Raw genomic sequence first — 19679 nt, forward strand, 5'->3', positions numbered from 1 at the left:
TGGCGTGTTCGCTCTGAGCGAGGCCTTGCGGCCGAAGGGTACTACTCCGTGGCCATCGGGTCGTAGCGCATAGCGGCTGCTAGCCCCGCCGCCAACGCTGCGGCGTCCAATGGCTTCTGCAGCACGTTGATGTCGTCCATGTCCGCCAGATCCTGCTTGACCACGTGCCGGACGCCCGCGGTGACGACACACGGCAGGCTGGGTGCAACGGCCTTGAGCCCGGCAAGCTCGTCTCGCAGCGCCGCGGTACGTGCGTCGACATCCGCAAGTAGCAGGTCAAACGTGTCTGGGCGGACGCCCAGCACTTCGCGCGCAGCGGCGATGCCGTCGGAGCACGTGACGCGGCAGCCGATCGACTCGAGCATCCTCCGCGTCGACTCTCGGAATGGCGACTCAGGAGCGGCGAGTAGGACTCGTCGGTTAGGGCGGGTTTCAGGGGACCGGTCGACCTCCGTCCCCTTAATCAGCGGCAAATAGATGGCGAAGGTCGTGCCGACGTTGGGCGTCGTATGCAGTTCTACGTGGCCACCGAAGGCCTCCACGGCGCCTAGCACCGAGGGCAGGCCCAGCCCGGATCCCTTGCCCACCTCCTTGGTTGAGAAGAACGGCTGGAAGATCTTCTCGACTAAGTGGCTGGGTACCCCGACGCCCGTGTCGGTGACCAGGATGCGGGCGTACCCGCCTGGTTTGAGTTCGCCAACCGTCGCCCCGTGCTCCGCTGCTAGCCAGAACGGGTGGAATTCGATCGTCAGCTCACCGACGCCGTCCATCGCGTCGCGGGCATTGATGGACAGGTTCAGCAGCGCCTGCCGTAACGCGGTCTCATCGGCGAGGACCGTGAGCGGCTCTTCGCACGTTCGACAGGTGAGGACGATCCCGCTCCCAATGATCGGCCTAACCAGTTCCGTCACTGCGGCCACGACGGCGCCGACGTCCACGAGATGCTCGTCTTGCTCTTCGGACCCCGCAAAGTTGAGTAGCCGCCCGGTAAGTTCGGTTGAGTGCCCAACCGCCAGCAACGCCTTGGCGAGGTCTTGGGCCGCGTCGGACTCAGGTGGCAGGCTTCTCGATGCGCATTCGATGTAGCCCCGGACGGCCTGCATGAGGTTGTTGAACTCGTGCGCGATACCGCCGGCAAGGCAGTCCAAAGCGTCTAGTCGCTGCCTTCGGTAGAAACGCTTCTCACGGTCCCGCAACGCTTCAGCGGTTGCTCTGTAGCCAGTGATGTCCTTGATCGAACCCGCGACCGAGTACGAGCGCCCCTCGTCGTCTCGATAGGCGGCTGCCTGGGCCCGCACCCACAAGAACTCACCACTTTGAGCCTGCAGGCGGAACTGCATGTCGAAGGGCCTGCCCGCCTCGCAGCACTCGTGCAGCTGCTCGGCGACCGGCAAGCGGTCGGACGGGTGCAGGAGCCTGGTGAAGTCTCGGCCCGCCGCCGTATCGGCGACGCTGTACCCCAGCAATCGCCAGAACTGTGGGGCGCACCAAGTCTCGCCGTTTGGACGCCATTCCCACAGGCCATCGCTAGACGCTCCCAGCGCCCTCTCCCAGGGGTCTCTGGGGGTCCATTCACCGCACACAGATTGAGGCAGCACCTGAGAGCACATCGGATCGGGACGGAGACCTTCAAGGGTATCGGTTCAGCGCCCCGGCGCAATGCCGAGGGCTGCCATACGTGTAGGTCGGACGGCGGCCGAGGGAGGTGGAATACCGGTCAACCCACAGCTAAATGCGTAGATGCCGCTGGGCTGGCGGAGCAGAGCCACAGCGGCATCCGTCGTGACGCCGTCGAATAGGCGCGGCCGGCACAGCCCGAGGAATCGGAGCAACTGGATTCTTAAGCAACTTTTTGCAGGGGCCCGCTAGCGGCGTATGTTTGCACGACGCTCTACACCGGCCCAACCGGTTGGACGAGCGTTACACGAACCCTGATGCGTTCGACACCACCCACGGCCGAGCAAGACCCATGGCGGCTAGTTCACCACTACCCTGGATGCTGATCAACCTGCTGTTCGCCTGCCTGGCGATCGGGATTGGGTTCGTTGCTGGCGCGTTCTTCTTTGGTGGGAAGAAACGCCCCGGCGACGACGATCAGGGCAACGCCCAGGAGGTGGCGCTCGAGAAACGCCTAGCGCTCGAGCGGGCGCTGCTGGCCACCGGCCAGCTGCACGACATCGCCACCGGCGTGGCGTCTGACGTCGGCAAGCACTCGCGTTGCGTCGAGCAGATCTCACGCGACCTGCGCGCCGCCGAAGACGCCCACGGCGTGGTGGACCAGTCCATCGTCACCACGGCGCTGACACGGATTGTCTCGGCCAACGACATGCTCCAGAAGAAGCTCGAGAAGGCCGAGAAGCAGATCAAGGCCCAGGCGGCCGAGATCGCGATCCACGAGAGCGAGGCCCGCACCGACTCGCTCACGAGCCTGGCCAATCGCCGCGCGTTCGACGACGAGCTCAAGCGGCGGTTCGCCGAGTGGGAACGCAAGCAGACGCCGTTCTGCCTTGTGATCCTCGACGTCGACCACTTCAAGAACTTCAACGACACCCACGGCCACCAGGCCGGAGACGAGGTGCTCAAGCGGGTCGCGGCCGCGATGCGCAAGAGCACCCGCACAATGGACATCCCGTGCCGCTACGGCGGTGAGGAGTTCGCCATCGTGCTGCCGGCCACGTCGCTCCACGACGCCATGGCGCTCTCCGAACGAGTCCGGACGGAGATCGAGGGGGGCGTTCTCGAACACGAGGGCAAGAACCTCAAGGTCACCGCCAGCATCGGCGTGGCTCAGATTAGCCAGGGCGACGACGCTAAACGCATCCTCCGCCGCGCGGACGACGCGCTCTACATCTCCAAGGACGAAGGCCGTAACCGCGGCTATGTGAACATCGAGGGCGAGTGCTACGCGGTGCTCGACAGGATGGCCCAAGAAAAAGAGAAGAAAGAGAAGGCGGCCGAGAAGCCGGCCGTCGGGCACCTGCTCGATCAGCTCCCAAGCCGCACGGTGTTCGTCAACCAGCTGATGCAGCGCGTCGCCGAGTCGCAGCGCAGCGGCACGCCGCTCTCGGTGCTGGTGGTCGGCCTCGATGGCGCGGGCGAGATCCAGGCCAACTACGGCGAGAACGCGAGCCGCTGCCTGCTGGATTCGGTGGCCCAGTTCTTGATCAGCACACTCCGAGAGATGGACACCGTCTGCATGCTGGCCGCCGACCGGTTCGGCGTGCTGCTGCCCAACACCACCGCCGCCGACGCAGAGGTTATCGCCCGTCGGGCCAACTCGGCGCTCTCGCTCTGCGCCGTGCCGGTTGGCGACCAGAACCTCACGCTCGACGCGCGGTTCACGTACACCACCGTGCAGGAGTTGGAGACCGCCACGCAGTTGCTGTCCCGCGCCGAGTCGGCGCTGGCAGACGTGACCGACCAGGACGAACCGCTGCTGGTGTAGCTCTTGTCTCAATGGTGGAACCGCTGACGCGGCGTAAGCCGCGACGGGGCAGGGCGGCCGCGCGAAACGAGCTGCCACGCGGCGGTTGCGTGCCGTGTGAAGGCGCTCTTCAAAAAACCTGGCAGGAATTCCAGGCGCCCCCATTGAGATAGATTCAAGGTGTGCTATTATCCTGCCGATGCAGTTGATTCTCGGGGTCACCCGAGTCCAGCAGCATCCTTCTTTCGCTTGGCCAACGGGGCCGCGGACACGGTTAGAGAGCACGCCTCTCTGCCGCCAGCCGCACCCGGTAAGCTGGCCAGCGACAAAGGCCGCGGAATGGAGAGCCGCCAAAATCTTTTTTGGATTTCTCCCCAAAGGCCTTTGACAAGGAAGCGAACACGCGGTAGTATTCTCGTTTCCCCAGTGCAGCCAAGCGGCCGCCGGGGGTAAGGCCTCCTGAGGCCCTATCCCCGCCAGCCGCGAAAGTCGCGGGGAAGCAATCCCGGCAGATTGTGGCCGGGGCCGATGGTAAAGTCCGTCACCTTCGGGTGGCGGCCAGAGCCGCGGCCAAGCGATCTTTGACAATTTGGTAGAAGCAAGAGTGGCATCTTCGACGGGAAGGTTGCCGTGCTCCCAAGCACGGCTGTGTTTGCCTTCCCGCCGAGCTCTTAGATTTGAGAAGCGTTACTCTCCGTCAGCCGTTTCGGGCTTAGGCCCGAGGGGTGGATCATCCTTAGGCTGACGGAATAGTAGTGCATTAAGCCGGTTCTTGGTTCGCGTGGCTCTGTTGGGTTCGCCCGGCGGCGGCACGAGGAGTGAGAGCTTTGGATTAATGTAGCCAAGCTACTAAGAGCGCATGGGGGATGTCTTGGCATCAAGAGAATGGGCGTGGAAGTCTGCGAAATGCCTGGGGGAGTTGACAAACAAGCGATGATCCCGGGATTCCCAATCGAACGCAGTGAACTGAAACATCTAAGTAACTGCAGGAGAAGAAAGAAAACTCGATTTCGTAAGTAGCGGCGAGCGAAAGCGAAATAGCCCAAACCGCGGGGGTCTCCCCTGCGGGGTTGTAGGATCACTCACATGGGAAGTTGTGTGGTAGCAGAACCATCTGGAATGTTGGACCACAGGGGGTGAAAGTCCCGTAAGCGAAACTTACACAACCTACCGAGTGACACCTGAGTAGGTCGGGTCACGTGAAACCCCGACTGAATCTACGGGGACCATCCCGTAAGGCTAAATACTACTTGATGACCGATAGTGAATCAGTATGGCGACTGAAAGATGAAAAGAACCCCGTCGAGGGGAGGTAATGAACCTGAAACCATGCGCTTACAAGCGGTCGGAGCACTATACCTTCGGGGATGTGTGACGGCGTGCCTTTTGCATAATGATCCGGCGAGTTACCGTTTGCGGCTTGGTTAAGGCCTTACGGGCCGAAGCCTCAGGGAAACCGAGTCTTAATAGGGCGCATTGTCGTTGGCGGTAGACGCGAAACCTGGTGAACTACCCATGAGCAGGTTGAAGCGCGGGTTGTACCGCGTGGAGGACCGAACCCACTTAGGTTGAAAACTGAGGGGATGACTTGTGGGGAGGAGTGAAAGTCTAATCAAACCAGGAGATAGCTCGTTCTCTCCGAAATAGCTTTAGGGCTAGCGTCGAGCCACTATGTGTTGGGGGTAGAGATACTGATTTGGTTTGGGGCCCTTCGCGGGGTACCCTGCTGAGCCAAACTCCGAATACCAACATAACTATCTCGGCAGTCAGTCCGCGGGGGATAAGCTTCGCGGTCGAGAGGGAAACAACCCAGACTATCGGCTAAGGTCCCGAAGTCGTACTCAGTCACTAAGGAAGTTGAATTGCTGTGACAACCAGGATGTTGGCTTAGAAGCAGCCATCATTTAAAAAGTGCGTAACAGCTTACTGGTCGAGCAGTTCTGCGCCAATAATGAACGGGAGTAAGTACGACACCGAAGCCATAGATTTGCCTTCGGGCAAGTGGTAGGAGAGCGCTGTTGGTCAGATACGAGCCGTACCGTAAGGAGCGGTGGTGGGGCCAACAGGTGATTATGCCGGAATGAGTAACGATAAAGCAGGTGAGAATCCTGCTCGCCGAAAGCCTAAGGTTTCCTGGGGAAGGTAATTCCGCCCAGGGTTAGCCGGTTCCTAAGACGAGGCCGAAAGGCGTAGTCGATGGACAGCAGGTTAATATTCCTGCGCCGCTCGTGTGGACCAAGTGAGGGACGGCGTCCCGATGGTGAGGGCACGATTAGAAATGTGCCTGGCCGCAAGGCTAACCCCGTTTACGTTGGGTATGTCATCTGAAAGACGTCCAAGAAAAGCTCATGAGGGTTGAAGCACGGCGACCGTACTAAAACTGACACAGGTAGGCGAGACGAGTAGTCTAAGGCGCTCGGGAGAACACTGGTTAAGGAACTCTGCAAAATGATCCCGTAAGTTCGCGATAAGGGATGCCAGTTTCGGCTGGCCACAGTAAATCGGTTCCTCCGACTGTTTATCAAAAACACAGGTCTCTGCTAACACGTAAGTGGACGTATAGAGACTGACGCCTGCCCGGTGCTGGTAGGTTAAGGTAGGAAGTTAGTTCATTAGAGCGAAGCCTTCGACCGAAGCCCCAGTAAACGGCGGCCGTAACTATGACGGTCCTAAGGTAGCGAAGTTCCTTGTCGGGTAAGTTCCGACCTGCATGAAAGGCGTAACGAGAGGAATACTGTCTCAACCAGTGACCCGGTGAAATTGTAGTCGTGGTGAAGATGCCACGTTCCCGCAGCTAGACGGAAAGACCCCGTGAACCTTTACTGTAGGCTGATATTGGGCTGTGCTATGTACTGTGTAGGATAGGTGGGAGGCTTTGATCCCCGGTCGCTAGATCGGGGGGAGCCGTTGGTGAAATACCACCCTGTTCATGGCTTAGTTCTAACGCTGATTCCTGTGAAGCCAGGCAGCGGACAGTGTCAGTTGGGCAGTTTGACTGGGGCGGTCTCCTCCCAAAGAGTAACGGAGGAGCCCAATAGGTACCCTCAGCGTGGTTGGCAATCACGCATCGAGCGTAAAGGTAGAAGGGTGCTAAACTGCGAGACTTATCAGTCGAGCAGGTACGAAAGTAGGGCTTAGTGATCCGGTGGTCCCGAATGGAAGGGCCATCGCTCAACAGATAAAAGGTACTCCGGGGATAACAGGCTTATCGCTCCCGAGCGTCCATAGCGGCGGAGCGGTTTGGCACCTCGATGTCGGCTCATCACATCCTGGGGGTGAAGAAGCTCCCAAGGGTTTGGCTGTTCGCCAATGAAAGTGGTACGTGAGCTGGGTTCAGACCGTCGTGAGACAGGTCGGTCCCTATCTACTGTGGGCGTACGAGACTTGAGGAGGTTCATCTTTAGTACGAGAGGATTTGGATGGACGTCCCTCTGGTGTGCCAGTTGTCGCGCTAGCGGCACGGCTGGATAGCTAAGGACGGAAAGGATAAACGCTGAAGGCATCTAAGCGTGAAGCCCGCTCCAAGATTAGGTCTCGTTGGGCAATGCCCGAAAGTCCCCTGGAAGACGACCAGGTTGATAGGCCGGATGTGTAAGCGTAGTAATACGTTCAGCTAACCGGTACTAATGGACGAACGCTTGGCTACATTTATCCAAAGCTCTTGAGTCTGAGGGCCGCGGAACAACGTTCCGCGGACGCCACTCTTGCAATACCAAATTAAGCCTGGGCGGGCTTCGCCGCCCCCCAGGTTTCTTCTGGCGACCATATCTGGACGGAAACACCTGTTCCCATTCCGAACACAGTAGTTAAGCTTCCAGAGCCGATGATAGTGCCTACCAGTGCGAAAGTAGGTATCGCCAGGTTTTTTAGCCCTGCTTGGGCTCAAACCCAAGCAGGGCTTTTTTGTGCGCTGGTCCTAAGCGGACCACCCGGCAGCTCCGCGTCCAGGTCAGCATATTGCTTGATGAACCGGGGCGGGCTGGACAGAATGGCGTGATCAGGCGTTCGTTGATGTTCTGCCGGGACGGGGCGACGCAAAACTACAGTGCGGATCGGGGTTCGTTCAGGGAGCCCGACCGATTCTTGGGCCGGATGGACGGCTCGCGTCGCTGGAGCGCAACTGGATGGACGAGCGCCTGGACCGAATCGCCAGCATGGCGAATCAGATCGCCTATGAGGGCAGGGACCTCGATGAGTACATCGACGGCGCGCCCCACATCAAGCACGAGAGCCTCCGTGAACTCTACGGGAGGCTGGTGCTCGAGGTTTTTGATGCGGCCAAAGAGTCAACCGATTCGCCGGTGGTCGCCGACTTGGGCGCAGGCGAGGGCGGCGTAACGCTGCCCTTCCTTGAGTTGGGGGCGCAGGTCGTAGCGGTCGACATCTCCTCCTCGCAGCTGGCGGCGCTCAAGAGCAAAGCCCAGGGACGCAGCGACCAGCTCGACGCACGCTGCCAAGACATCCACGACTTCCTCAAGGAGGAGGACGCGTCCTACGATATCGTGGCGGTCAACGCGTTCCTGCACCACATCCCCGACTACCTGTCGTTGATCCGCCGCGCGGTGTCCCTGCTAAAGCCGGGCGGGGTTTTCTTCTCTTTCCAGGACCCGTTGCGGTACGACACCGTTGGGTTTGCGAACCGCGCTCTGACCGACACCGGATACTTCTTCTGGCGGCTTTCGGGTGGGGCCAAGGGTGACGTCCTCGGCGGGATCTACCGCAGGGCACGCCGCAAGTTTGGCGTCTACCACGATGACTCAAAGAGCGACAACGCGGAGTACCACGTTGTGCGGAACGGGGTCGACCAGGAAGCGATTGCGAACCTGCTAGTCGAACTCGGCTGCGAGTGTAGGGTGGTTCGCTACTACAGCTCGCAGAACACGCTCTTTCAAAAGCTGGGCGAGAAGCTCGGCTTGGAGAACGTGTTCGGCGTGGTCGCCAAGCGGCCGCGGTGATCGGGGCCGGCGGCTTACCGCCAAGATGGCCGCATCGGACGATCGCCCCAACGACGCTCGCACCGCCGATTCGTTGCGTCGCGCTGGCTGGCTGTGCGCCCGGTTGTCGCGGACGCTGTCCCTACCGCCGCCCTGCGTCAATGACGAGGACCGACGGGGCCCGGCTTCGCGAGAGCTGAAGCGGGTGCTCTGCAGTGTGACATTTCTCCTTGGCGGGCTGCAGGGCTTCAACTCAAGCAACTTCGCCAAGCTGACGGGTACGGTTGAGGTCTGCCATGCGCGTTTCGAGGGGCCTTCTGGCTCAGATTAGTACGACACCGGAGGGCTGACTGGCGGGCGAACCGGCCCGCCGCGGGTGATATCCAGGCGCTGGCCAGAAATCGTGGGAAGAAACCAGTCGGGGAGCGTCTTGTTAGTGACGCACCTCCCGACGGGTTTCCATGGCCGACGAACAGCACCTGCGGTTCTCACGACTGCTCGACCAGCACGGCGCCGCTCTGGTGCTGTACGCCCGGCAGTGGCCGTGCGACGCCGAGGACGTCGTGCAGGACGCGCTCGTTTCGTTGATGCGGCAGTCGCCGCCGCCCGAGAACCCGGCCAGGTGGCTGTACCGCGTCGTGCGGAACGGCGCGATCGACGCCTCCCGCCGACAAGCGGTCCGCGCGTCGCACGAACGCAAGGGCGGCAAACTGCGGGACGCGTGGTTCGAGTCGAATCTCGAAACGCCGCTGGACGCGGCCGACGCCCAGCGGGCGCTCGCCGCCCTTCCGCTGGAGCTGCGGGAGGTAGTGGTGCTGAGGATCTGGGGCGGCCACACGCTCGCGGAGATCGGCAAGCTCACCGGCTGCTCGTCGAGCACGGCCCACCGAAACTACAACGCGGCGCTCGCCGAACTACGCAAACATTGGAGCCTGGGATGTCCGAACGTAGACCGCTGAAGGGCTCAGAGCCCGATCCGATCGAGTCGATGCTGCTTTCGTTGAAGCCGAGCGCAGCCGCTCTGGACCGTGAGCACGCCTGCTACCTTGCTGGCTACGCGGCCGCGGAAGCCCGCTTGGACGCTGCGGCCCCGCTCCCGTTCGGCCGCAGGGCAGCTTGGCCCGCAGCGTTCGGCGGCATGACGACTATGGCCGCGCTGTTTCTGATGATGCTGGTCGGCGGCGGCAGCGACCGCATCACGCCGCACGGAGCGAATTCCACAACGGCGCAACCACCGATCAGCCGCCTGGTCGATCCTCACCGCCTTTCCGTTGCTTCCGTCCACCGCGACGTGCGCCGGGTAGCAGAGCCTGCCCCCGTGCGCCCCAGTCAAGCATCTTCTCCGGCGGAGGGCGGTCGTCGTGTCGTGCCGCTCAGCGCCCCGCTGACGCCTGTCTCGTGGCGCGAACTGCGAGAGATCTGATTGTCGTCTTTGAATCGAACAAGGAGCGTCGCCATGGCGAACCCCATCAGGGCAATCGAGATGCTAGGGCTGCTGGCCGTCACAGTGCTGTGTGCGCCAGCTTGTGTAATGGCCGAACCGCCTGCGCAGGCAATCAGAATCACCCTACACCCTCAGGAAGAGTCCCAACCCGCCTTCCGGTACCGGCTCTTGCCCGGCTACCTCCAGCGCACGCCCGGCAATGCCGCCGTGTTCTACGGCAAGGTAAAGGCTGAGGAGAACGTGTTCTTTGGGGACAGCGAGCTTCATGAGGTGTACCACGGCTGGATCGAGGCGCCGCTCGACGACCTGCGCAACGGGCAGGCGGGGATGGCGATGGTCGATGGCCACATCCTGGACGACCTGCGCCGCGCCGCCAATTGTGACTACTGCGATTGGCAGCTTCCCATCCGCACGGAGTCGCCGTTCTACACCCTCATGCTCCCAGAGGTGCAGGAGTCGCGGGAGTTTGCGAGGATTCTCGCGGCCAAGGCCAGGATCCACATCGCCAACCGAGAATTCGAAGAGGCGATTAACACGCTGCAGATAGGGTACGCCGGCGGTTTGAACGTGGCGCAGAGCCGCACCTTTGTGAGCGCACTGGTGGGAATCGCCTGGTCGGAGCTGATGAACTCGCAGGTAGAAACCCTGGTCCAGCAGCCGGACGCACCGAACCTCTACTGGGCGCTTACGACGTTGCCGACACCGCTGTTCAACGTGCGCGACGCGATTGATGTCGAGGCCGGCGGCGTCGAGCTCTCGATCCCTGGTTTTGCTGACCTCGACTCAGCCGCACGCACCGATGAGCAGTGGCAAGAGTTCTACCTTGACGCTTGCACGCGGCTGCTCGAATGGATCTCGTCGCAGGAATCCGACCCGGTCCCGACCCGCGAGGCGCTCGCGGATCGATGCCGGCAGCAAGACAGCGTGACCCGTCGGCGGCTAGTCGAGTACGGCCTGGAGCAAGAACGCGTGGACGAGATGACGGTGTTCGAGGCCGCTTTGCATCGCACCCTGTGGGACTACCGCCGGCTGCACCAGGATGTCCTGAAGTACCTATTCGTCCCCTACCCGCAGGCGGTGCGGGGGTTCGATCGGACGGTCGCGTCTGCCGGCCGTCCGGAGGCGGAGCTCGCGCCGATTGCCAAAAACCTCGTGATCGGGGTCGTTTGGGTCAAGCGGGCTTTGACGCGAGCTGATCGGGAGATTGCCGTGCTCAGGGTCTTCGAGGCCCTCCGCATCCACGCGGCGCGCAACGGCGGGGCGCTGCCTGAATCACTCGATGAGGTAACCGCCGTGCCGATCCCGTCCGACCCGGTCACCGGCAGTCCGTTCGAGTACCGGCTAGAGCAGGGCAGGGCGGTGTTGACCGGCCCTCCGCTGCCCAACTCGCCGCTGAACTACGAGATTGTGATGGCGGAAGACTGACTTGAGGGTCAGGGCGGCGGCGCCCCCAGGGCGGCGCGCAGGGCCGCCTGCGTTGGCGGGTGGGGTTTGAAGGAACCGGGCCGGTGCCCTTCGGCGATTCGCATCGGCGTCCAGCCGGACTTGTTCTTGTGGTTCCACCGCTGTGGGTCGGCGTCGTGCTTGGCGAGCAGCTCGACAACGCGTGGGAAGTTGCGGTACGCGGCGCCGTGCATAGCGGTTTCTCGGTTGTCGTCGATGGTGTTCACCTCAGCACCGAGCGCCAGCAGGTAATCGAGCGTCTCCAAAACCTCGGGTTCGGCGCCCGCCTCCTCGCCCACCCCCTGCACACCGACGCCGGCGCACGCCATCAGCGGGGTGCAGCCGTCGCGGTTAGGAATGGTCGGGTCGGCGCCCAGGTCGACCAGCAGCCGGACGAGTGGCAGGTCGGCCGTGCGGGCGGCGAACAGCAGCGGCGAGCAGCCGTCGTGCCGGAGCTGTTTGGCGCCGCCCTTGTTCCCCTCGATGCGCCGGTTAACGTCGGCGCCGGCGGCCACCAATTCACACACGAACTGCAGGCTCGTCACGCCGCCCGAGCCACGGGGCTCGGGGTCGCCCGATGGGTTGTCGCCGAGGTTGGCCTTGCGGACCCAGCTAATCGCGTGCAGCGGCGTGTAGCCGCTCCGCTGATCGTCCGGGTCGGCGCCTTGACGGACGAGCAGCAGCGCCAGCTCAAAGTGGCCGCTCTCTACCGCCAGCAGCAGCGGCGACATCCCCTTCCGCGGCGCCCGCTCATCCCGGTCCTGCGGCCGCATCGCCGCGTTAACGTCGGCGCCGGCTTGGAGAAGCCGGGCAGCGGCGGTCAGCCGGCCGTCGCGCGACGCGAAGCCGAGGGCGGTGAATCCCTGCCGGCTGGTTGCGTGCAGGTCGGCGCCGTGCTTGATCAGGAGATCGATCGCGTTGGTTGCGCCGGCCGAAGCGGCCCACATCAGAGCGGTCTGCCCGCTCGCCTCGATTGCGTTCGGGTCGGCCCGGCTTTCCAGCATCAGCGAGACAACCGGGCCATCGCCGGTGCGGCAGGCGGTCATCAGGGCGGTCTCGCCGCCGCTCTGCGTGGCGTTGGCGTCCGCGCCGGCTGAGAGCAGCATGCGGGCGGCGTCGGCGTCGCCGTTCTGGCACGCGATTGCCAGCGGGCGGACGCCATAGCCGGTGGCAGCGTTGGCGTCGGCGCCGGCCGCAATCAGCCGACGGACCGTGGGCGCATCGCCGTGGAGCACCGCCCAGTGCAGCGCGGTCATCCCGTCCGGCTGGGCGGCGGCAGGCGTCGCGCCGTCGCCCAGCAGGTCGGCGACCGCCTGCCACTCTTTCTGCTCGGCACGGTCCGCGAGCGAACCGCCGGCCCCAGCGGCCGTCGCCCATAACAGCAGCGCCAACGCGGCGGCGCACAGCGGGACGCGGGTGTTGGTCATCCGTTTGCCCTACAGCGTGAGCGGTTCGAAAAGGCCGTCGGCCGGGCCGTCGCTGTCGCCGAACGAGCCCATTTCGAGGCCGGCCTTGTTGAGCAGCGTGAGGTGCAGGTTGGCCAGCGGGGTCTGGTCGCGGTACCGGATGTGGCGGCCGCCGCGGAGCCCGCCCGACGCGCCGCCCGCGACCAGCACCGGCAGGTTCGAATGGTCGTGCGCGTCGGGGTCGCCCATGCCGCTGCCGTAGAGCAGCAGCGAGTGGTCGAGCAGCGTGCCTTCGGCCTCCGGCGTGGCCGCGAGCGACTCCAGGAACTCCGCGAAGAGCGACACGTGGAAGCGGTTGATCTTGGCCACTTTGGCCAGCTTCTCCGGGTTCTTGCCGTGGTGGGTAGTGGGGTGGTGGGGTTCCGGCACGCCGATCTCTGGGTAGGTGCGGGTGCTGGCCTCGCGGGCGAGCTGGAAGGAGACGACCCGGGTCATGTCGCCTTGAAACGCCAGCCGCTGCAGGTCGAACATCAGCCGAGCATGATCGGCGTACGACGCCGGCGCGCCGATCGGGCGGTCGAGGTCGGGCAGCGGGTTCTCGTCGACGTTGGCTTCGGCGCGGGCGACGCGTTGCTCGACATCGCGGATGCTCTGGAAGTACTCGTCAATCTTGTGCTGGTCGCTCGGACCCAGCCGGCTCCGCAGGCGGCGCATCTCGTGGGTCACGGTGTCCAGCAGGCTGGCGCGGCGCTGCAACGCCGCGCGGCGTTGGGCCGACGACCCCCCCGCGCCGAACAGCATCTCGAACACGGCCCGCGGGTTGGCCTCCGAGGGCAGGGGAGTGGTCGGGGAGGACCACGACAGGTTGTTCTGGTAGACGCAGGCGTAGCCGTTGTCGCACTGGCCGATGTTGGTCAGCTGGTCCATCGCCAGCTCCAGCGAGGGAAGCTGCGTCTGCTTGCCGAGGCGCCGGGCCGCGATCTGGTCGACGGTGGTGCCATTGCAGTAGTCGGAGCTCTCGGTCCGCTTCGCGCGGGCCGCGCTGAGGAACGCGGAGTTCGAAGTCGCGTGCGACCCCGGGTAGGCGTTGCGGAGTTCCATGCCGGACAGCACGCAGACCTGCTGCTTGACCGCCTCGAGGGGCTGCAGGCTGGACGGCAGGTCGGCGAGCGTCTCGCCGGCGGGCGTCCACTCCGCGGGATTGAAGCCCATCGGTATGTAGGTGAAGCTGAGCCGCTTGAGCCGGGCGGCGGACGCGACGGTCGCCTCGGTGGCGGTCGCGGCCGGCACCATCGCGTCCAGGAGCGGCAGGGCGATGGCGGCCCCGGCGCCCCGCAGCAGTGTCCGGCGTGAAATCGCTTTGCGACGCAGAATCATTGAACGGTCCTCTTGCAGAAGGGGTCGCTGGAAACGATGCCCAGCACCAGTGAGGAGAATCGGTAGTCGTCGGCCGCGGCCGAGCGGAGCACCCGGCGGACGGCCGGCATGTCGCTCGGTTCGACGCCGCGGCCCAGAGCGAACGTGTAGAGCTTCTCGACCATCGCGCCGACAAACACTTCCGGACGCGCCAGCAGGCTGGCCTCGAGGTCGGTCACCCCGGCCACGGGCGTGCCGTCCGGCAGCACGCCGGTGGGGTCGATGGGCGCCTCGCCCTCGCGGTCACGCCAACGCCCCACGGCGTCGTAGTTTTCGAGGGCCAGGCCGATGGGGTCCATCAGGTCGTGGCAGGCGGCGCAGGCAGGGTTCGACCGGTGCGCCTGCAGCTTGGCCCGGACGGTGTTGTCCTGCGCGGAGGCCGCGTCCTCGAGATCGGGCACGTCGGGTGGGGGCGGTGGCGGGGGCGACCCCAGCAGGTTCTTTAGCACCCAGTAGCCACGCACCGTGGGCGAGGTGCGGTGGGCGTAGGACGTCACGGCCAGCACGCTCCCCTGCCGCAGCAGACCGCCGCGGTGGCCGGCACGGTCGACGCCTACAGGCCGGAAGTGGCTGCCGCGCACCCCGGGAACGCCGTAATGCGTGGCGAGCCGCTCGTCGAGGTACACGACGCTTGGCTGGATCAGGTGCAGCACGCTCTCGTCTTCTCGGATAACGTGCGCCATCAGCAGTTCGGTTTCTTGCCGCATCGACTGGCGGAGGTTGTCGTCGAAGTCAACAAACCGCCGCATGTCCGGGTGGAAGCTCTGCAGGTTGCGGAGGTGCAGCCACTGCGACGCAAAGTTATCGACCAGCGCGCGGGAGCGTTCGTCCCGCAGCATCCGCTCGACCTGCCCACGGAGCACGGCTGGCTGGTGGAGCGTCCCTGCTGCGGCGACCGACAGCAGCTCATCGTCCGGAAGGCTGCTCCACACGAAGTACGAGAGCCGGGTGGCGAGCTCCAGGTCCGAGACGCGGTACACATCGCCCGGGGCGGCGTCCGCGGGTTCGGACTCTACCCTGAACAAGAAGTGCGGGCTCACCAGCGCCGCCGCCACGGCCGCCTCGACGCCGGCCTCGAAGCCCGCCGCTGCGGCACGATCCGTAAACGCCCGCATGGGGCCCGCCAGGTCCTCGGCGGTCACCGGCCGCCGATAGGCCAGGCGGAGGAGCGGTTCCAGCCGGCCGCGCGCGGCGCCGGTTGGGTCGTCGGGAGTGGGCGTGGCGTCGCCGAGCACCAGCTGGCGGCTGGGGGTGTCGCCTGGCTGAGCGGGCGCCAGCGGGCCGACCACCGACACCTCAAGCAGCGCGGGCGCCCGGCGGGGGTGGCGGTGGCGGTTGAACGACGCGTCGAACGGCTGCCGCTTGATCTCCGGAATCGAGCGGGACTTGCTCGGGAAGGTGACGCCCACTTGGCGCACGCCCGGCTCGATCCAGACACGCTTCCGCAGGTGCTTGTCGACCTCGGTGTGGTCCGGCTCGCCCTTCTGCGAACGGGGCGGTGCGACCGTGAACCGCTCGACTAGTCCGCGGTCCAGCAGCAGGTCGACCTCGTGCTCTCCGCGGAGCCCTTCCACGTGCTCATCGCGGTCGCGGGTCAGGCGGATGCGGACGTCGTACTCACCCGGGCGAGAGAACTGGTAGGTGAACACCCCGCCGCCGCGCGTCCCCAGCGGCAGCCCGACGACATGATCTTCCTGAGACCGGTCGGGCGGCAGCCGGAAGGTGACGCCCTCGGGACCGGTCGGCGTGGCGTGGACTGCCTGGGCCGCGATCTTCTCCGCCGCGGCGACATACCGGCCGAGCAGCAGCGGGGAGAGCTCGCCCACGGTGACGTTGTCGAACCCGTGGGACGACTCGTCGGCGGGCAGCAACTCGTCGACGTCCACCTCGACGCCCAGCAGGTCCCGCACGGAATTGCGGTACTCGCTGCGCGTCAACCGGCGGAGCGACTCGGTGCGGCCAGGATCAGGGTGCTTCTCGGCGTGGCCGTCGAGCAGCGTCTCGAGGGCGGTGATGGCGTCGCGGTACTCGGACTCGTCCGGGCGAAACGCGTCGGGCGGGGGCATCTGACGCAGCCGGACGCGCCGCCACACCTGCTCGAGGGCGGCCGAATCCCACGCCGCGGCCCCGTAGCCGTCGAGCGGCGCTAGATCGGCAAGAACCAGGCCCGCTTCAGGCGAGTCCTCGCCGTGGCAGTCGAGGCAGTACTGCGCGACGAACTTGTCCACGTGCTCCCGGTGGTCGCCCGCCTGGCTCGCGTGCGCAAGGCTAAGCAGAACCAGCGAGAGGGCAAGCTGCCGCATGCGAACAACGCCGTCGGGGGCGGGGAGAGGAGGGGCCGTGCTCGCCTAACCGGCTCGCTCGGCAACCCCCTCACCATACCAAACCGGGCGGGCATTGGGCAACTTTCGACGGACGCCGATGGCCTGGTGAAGGCTGCAAGAGGTTGTGAAAACTAAACCGCGTTTACCTATCCTGCCCCGGTACCCGCTGCCTGGCGCCTTGAAACACGCCGTGCGGCTCGCTCGAGTCGGCCGCACGGCGTTTATGAGTCCCCTGTTTAGCTCAGCCCCGACGACGGCGCAGCGCCAACAACGCCAGCAGCACCGGCCAGCACCCGGGCTCGGGCGCCGCGCCGGCCGACAGCGATGGTCCGCCGGCGAAAGAGTCGTCTGTGCGGCCGAAGTTGTTCCTCCAGCGGAGGTAGTCGTCGGGGCCGACGCCGGGCGTGCTGTCGTTGGTTAGTGAGACGCCGCTGCCCAGGTTGTCGCGCCACACGGTGTAGTCGGCCGCGTCGACACGGCCGTCGTCGTTGTAGTCGCCGGGCAGGATCGGCACGAACGAGCTAAGCACCAGATGCCGGTTGTTGAATGGACTGGACTCGCCATAGCTGACGAGGAACGAGCCGCTGTCGTCGGTCGTGTACAGGCGACCGCCGTTCGCCACGTTCGTGAGCGCGCCGGTCAGGTCCTCGTTGGACCGCAGGACGACGAATGTCGACAGGGCATCGGGCGTGTACTCGCCGGTGAGAGTGACCGCCAGCGCGCCGGCGAGCGACAGCGGCGTGAACCCCGCCTCGGTCAGGTAGCCGTAGCCGGTGCCGGCCGTCGAGCCGCCGACGGCGATGTCGATCAGGGAGTTAACACCAAGCGTCAGGTCGCCATCGATGGTCAGTACGCCGCTCGGGCCGTTGGGGGAGATCACCGCGTTGTTCGACACGTCGCCGGTGATCACGCCGTGCCCCTCTAGGGCGCCGCCCTGAAGTTCGAGTGGTTGCGAGGCGGCTACCGCTCCGCCGTTCAGCCGCAGCGTTCCTCCCGTCTGCAAGTAACTGTTGGAGAACGCGAGCGTGCCGCTATCAACGTTGACGGTCCCGTCGTTGTTGAACACCACGGAGACGTCGGTCTGGGTGTCGGCGCCGGACTTGGTGAACACGCCGTCGGCGTGGTTGACGAAGCTGGGCTGGCCGCCGGCGTAGTTCTGCAGAGAGAAGTCGGACTCGTCGGTGACGGCGAAGGCGCCCTGGTTGGTCCAGACCGGCCCGGGGACGGCGTCGTCGCCGGTCGAGTAGACATAGAGAGTCGTCCCCGAGACGGTGGTGGCGCCCTGGGTGACGACCTGGCGGCTGCCGGGCAGCTCCACCCAGCCGCCGCTGCTGTCGATCGTGGTCGCGCCGGCGAGCGTGAGCGTCCCCTCGCCGCCGATCCGGCCGCCGCTCCAGTTCAGCGAGCTGTTGAGCGTCAGGTCGGCGGCGCTGCCCCAGAAGCCGGAAGTGAAGGTGACCGGACCGGTGACGGAGTAGGGGGTGTCCCCGAACTCCAGGGCGCCGCCGTCGATGACCAGCTCGTTGATGGTGGCGGTCCCGCCGATGGTCAGCTGCCCGCCGGAGACCTGCAGCACGCCGGCGGTGGCGAGGCTGCTGCCGCCGCCCAGGGCCCGCGTGCCGGCAAGCATGAGGAGCCTGCCGCCGCTGGCGACGTTGTAGGCGCCGCCGTCGGCCCCGTCGTTCCACAACGCGAGCGTGCCGCTATCAACGTTGACGGTCCCGTCGTTGTTGAACACCACGGAGACGTCGGTCTGGGTGTCGGCGCCGGACTTGGTGAACACGCCGTCGGCGTGGTTGACGAAGCTGGGCTGGCCGCCGGCGTAGTTCTGCAGGGAGAAGTCGGACTCGTCGGTGACGGCGAAGGCGCCCTGGTTGGTCCAGACCGGCCCGGGGACGGCGTCGTCGCCGCTTGAGTTGATGTAGAGCGTCGTGCCCGCGACGGTGGTGGCGCCCTGGGTGACGACCTGGCGGCTGCCGGCCAGCTCCACCCAGCCGCCGCTGCTGTCGATCGTGGTCGCGCCGGCGAGCGTGAGCGTCCCCTCGCCGCCGATCCGGCCACCGCTCCAGTTCAGCGAGTCGAGCACCGTTAAGCTGTTGCCGCCAGCAATAGTGCCTCCTTGGACCGACAACTCACTGATCGTGATGTCCTGATCCAGCAACGCGGCGCCTGTGGGCACGACCGCATGGAAGGTGTCGGCGCCGTTGTTGTTCGGCGCGCCGGCGGGCGACCATTCGTCGTCGCTGCTCCAGGTTGCGTCCCCGCCGTTCCAGGTGCGCGTCAGCAGCTCGCCACAGGTTGATGAAGTCCAGCCGGCGGTCGCAATCACCGCCAGCACTACACGTGCGGTCGTGGTCATGTGTGGGCTCTCAAGGGAGGAGGAAGGGGCATTGGGCGCGAAGCATGCGCGCGGGACGCTGGGGGGATCAGAGCGTCATGCCCCATCTCCGCCAAAAAGGTGGCGTGCAAGCGGGCCCAGGGCGCTGGAGTCTGGGAGTCGTCGCGGCGCGGTGGGCGGGTGCGGGCGGTGAGTCCGTGCCAACGCAACGAGTGCCTTGCGGGCGGGGACGCAACACGCGGGGAAAGTCTAATCCACCACGGAGGCCATTAAAGAAGAGAAGGCCCAGGAGACGTTGGGTGTCAGACGCGAGGAGTGCATGGCTGCGACGTCCGATGGGCTGATGGCCAAGATCGAGCGCAATATATCGCCGCCCGATCGGGTGTCAATCGAGTGCAAATGAAGTGCCGTGGGCCGGCGTTAGGCAACGCCCGCGACGCAACGAGGTCCACATGTTCATGCTTCACATTTTGGTAGAAAACGGCCACCTGGCGTGGTCCAATGAAGGGTTGCCAAGCGGCCAAGTCGACGGCTAACCCCGGCGCAAGTCGCTATCAAGTCAACGAAGACTAGTGCACAAAGGGGAGCAATAAAAACGATGAGGCGCAGCCGATCGAAACCGCCCGGCGGCGGTGGGCGGATGACGGTGACTTCTGTCCCTATTCGGTACCGAGTGGGGACAAAAGTCGCCGAGTTTTGTCCCCGGCGTGCGGTGGAAAACACTGCTATACCAGGCTGAGCCGAAACATGACGGGGACAATACCAGCCGACTTTTGTAGCTCTGTAGAAATCTTATCGTTGCTAGCTAAACTGTAGGTAGTGTTGTTTCCGTACGGTGTGGGTGCGAACGACGAAGTCTCCCATCGCGTTGCTGCTTGCCGCCCACGAGCTGGGTCGTCGGACGGTGCGTCGTTACTGGCATCACCGTGCCCCGAAGAAGTTCACGCTCC

General features: G+C 64.9%; 10 protein-coding genes and 2 rRNA genes. 7 read left to right on the forward strand and 5 right to left on the reverse strand.

Going from position 1 to position 19679, the window contains the following annotated elements:
• Window positions 1-41: 41 nt before the first annotated feature.
• Window positions 42-1610, reverse strand: a complete 1569-nt coding sequence (locus tag KOR34_RS23175; RefSeq protein WP_146568502.1) for a two-component system sensor histidine kinase NtrB — start codon at window positions 1608-1610, stop codon at window positions 42-44.
• Window positions 1611-1969: 359 nt separating this feature from the next.
• On the opposite strand from KOR34_RS23175, the gene KOR34_RS23180 reads away from it, so the two are divergent.
• The 7 genes from KOR34_RS23180 to KOR34_RS23210 all read left to right on the forward strand — a co-directional run bounded on the left by KOR34_RS23180 (window position 1970) and on the right by KOR34_RS23210 (window position 11227).
• A complete protein-coding gene (locus KOR34_RS23180; RefSeq protein ID WP_146568503.1) occupies window positions 1970-3445 on the forward strand; it encodes a diguanylate cyclase domain-containing protein in 1476 nt (491 codons plus the stop codon).
• Window positions 3446-4263: 818 nt separating this feature from the next.
• Window positions 4264-7070 (forward strand): 23S ribosomal RNA (locus KOR34_RS23185).
• A gap of 108 nt (window positions 7071-7178) precedes the next feature.
• Window positions 7179-7287, forward strand: a 5S ribosomal RNA gene (gene rrf, locus KOR34_RS23190).
• Between the two features lie 261 nt (window positions 7288-7548).
• Complete coding sequence (locus KOR34_RS23195) at window positions 7549-8379, forward strand: class I SAM-dependent methyltransferase (RefSeq protein WP_146568504.1); 831 nt, start codon at window positions 7549-7551, stop codon at window positions 8377-8379.
• 440 nt (window positions 8380-8819) lie between these two features.
• A complete protein-coding gene (locus KOR34_RS23200) occupies window positions 8820-9317 on the forward strand; it encodes an RNA polymerase sigma factor (RefSeq protein WP_146568505.1) in 498 nt (165 codons plus the stop codon).
• Window positions 9296-9781 carry a hypothetical protein gene (locus KOR34_RS23205; protein ID WP_146568506.1) on the forward strand — a complete coding sequence of 162 codons (486 nt, stop codon included), beginning with the start codon at window positions 9296-9298 and terminating at the stop codon, window positions 9779-9781. Before KOR34_RS23200 ends, KOR34_RS23205 begins: the two co-directional genes overlap by 22 nt.
• A 33-nt stretch (window positions 9782-9814) precedes the next feature.
• A complete protein-coding gene (locus tag KOR34_RS23210; RefSeq protein WP_146568507.1) occupies window positions 9815-11227 on the forward strand; it encodes a hypothetical protein in 1413 nt (470 codons plus the stop codon).
• Window positions 11228-11235: 8 nt separating this feature from the next.
• Here KOR34_RS23210 and KOR34_RS23215 read toward each other — a convergent pair whose 3' ends face one another.
• From KOR34_RS23215 to KOR34_RS23230, 4 genes are all read right to left on the reverse strand, one after another.
• Window positions 11236-12672: an ankyrin repeat domain-containing protein gene (locus KOR34_RS23215; protein WP_146568508.1), complete on the reverse strand. Its 1437-nt coding sequence runs from the start codon at window positions 12670-12672 to the stop codon at window positions 11236-11238.
• Window positions 12673-12681: 9 nt separating this feature from the next.
• A complete protein-coding gene (locus KOR34_RS23220) occupies window positions 12682-14028 on the reverse strand; it encodes a DUF1552 domain-containing protein (protein ID WP_146568509.1) in 1347 nt (448 codons plus the stop codon).
• A complete protein-coding gene (locus tag KOR34_RS23225) occupies window positions 14025-16370 on the reverse strand; it encodes a DUF1592 domain-containing protein (protein WP_146568510.1) in 2346 nt (781 codons plus the stop codon). Before KOR34_RS23225 ends, KOR34_RS23220 begins: the two co-directional genes overlap by 4 nt.
• Window positions 16371-16632: 262 nt before the next feature.
• Window positions 16633-18750, reverse strand: a complete 2118-nt coding sequence (locus KOR34_RS23230; protein WP_146568511.1) for a beta strand repeat-containing protein — start codon at window positions 18748-18750, stop codon at window positions 16633-16635.
• Window positions 18751-19679 lie beyond the last annotated feature (929 nt).

Origin of the sequence: Posidoniimonas corsicana, assembly GCF_007859765.1 — a bacterium.
GTDB classification, from domain to species: domain Bacteria; phylum Planctomycetota; class Planctomycetia; order Pirellulales; family Lacipirellulaceae; genus Posidoniimonas; species Posidoniimonas corsicana.